At 36.9% G+C, this 1,059-nt stretch carries 2 protein-coding genes; both read right to left on the bottom strand.

The window, feature by feature from the left end:
- Positions 1-386: 386 nt before the first annotated feature.
- Positions 387-647 (bottom strand): Txe/YoeB family addiction module toxin, encoded by a 261-nt coding sequence (locus tag WJR50_RS34100; RefSeq protein WP_341297798.1) that lies wholly within the window; start codon positions 645-647, stop codon positions 387-389.
- The gene (locus WJR50_RS34095; RefSeq protein WP_341297797.1) at positions 647-901 is read right to left on the bottom strand and encodes a type II toxin-antitoxin system Phd/YefM family antitoxin; all 255 of its coding nucleotides are present in this window, start codon (positions 899-901) and stop codon (positions 647-649) included. The genes WJR50_RS34100 and WJR50_RS34095 overlap by 1 nt, the downstream gene beginning before the upstream one ends.
- Between the last annotated feature and the right edge of the window lie 158 nt (positions 902-1,059).

The raw sequence follows: 1,059 nt of genomic DNA, 5'->3' as shown, positions 1-1,059 counted from the left end.
AAATATTACAATCTATGAAATGCCTTTTTCCGCCCTGAATTTCATTTTTATCTGTTGACTCATTGCAGGATAAGCCACAGGAAAAAATATCCCAGATCTACTAACAAAGAACGCCTCAACGTACTTGTAGCCTAAATCTTAAAATATTACAATCTATGAAATACATTATTCCGCCCTGAAAATCATCTTTATCTGTTGACTCATTGAAGGATAAGCCAATCTTTTTTTCATCTTCCGGTTGCCTCTAACGCCAAGGCTAGCCATCATACCGGGCCTTGTTTGCGTTTTATTTTCAAGTTACAATTTTCGCGATTGGGGCAATAACCTTTCAAGTTCACCTTTCCGCCCGGTTGGGGCTAGCTCTTGTTAGGCCATCGTGCTTCTCATCATTTATCATAATGATATTTGCAGCTATAAATCAGTATTTCACTTCCAGAGACTTGATAAACTAATCTATGCTCGCGGTCAATGCGTCTAGACCAATAGCCTGAAAGTTCATACTTTAAAGGTTCAGGTTTTCCTCTGCCTTCAAACGGCGTTCTTTGAATGTCTTTGATCAAATCATTGATCTTCTTCAACATCTTTTTATCTTCAGTCAACCATGAGGTGTAATCTTCCCAAGCATTTTTTGAAAAGGTAATGTTCATCAATCCTCAATTAATCCTTTTTTGATTGTTTTACCTTCTTTCATTTGCTGTATTGACTCAAAAAGTCGATCTGCATTTTTCTTTGAACTCAAGAGGTGAACTGTCTCCATTAGTGAATTGTATTCGTCAAGTGATAGCATCACTGTGCCGTTGCCAGATCCTCTTTTGATAATTAAAGTCTCCTGATTTTGCTCAACATCATCCAGGTACTTTTTAAGATGAGTTCTAAATTCTGTATAATTGGCTGCAATCATAGTATTAAGTATTTATATAAGTACTAATATAGGTACGTTTTTGAATACTTAAAAGTTTTAATTCCATTTTGCATGTGGCCTAACGACCGATGTAGCGGCTGGCGAAGGCTTTAGCCGAAGCGATAGCCGATACATAATGTTAGGCCTTGTTTTCTTTA

This window comes from Catalinimonas locisalis, from assembly GCF_038039535.1.
In the GTDB taxonomy this organism is placed as follows: Bacteria; Bacteroidota; Bacteroidia; order Cytophagales; family Cyclobacteriaceae; genus Catalinimonas.
The sequence above is the reverse complement of the archived record's forward strand: the minus strand, read 5'-3'. Positions and strand labels throughout refer to the sequence as shown.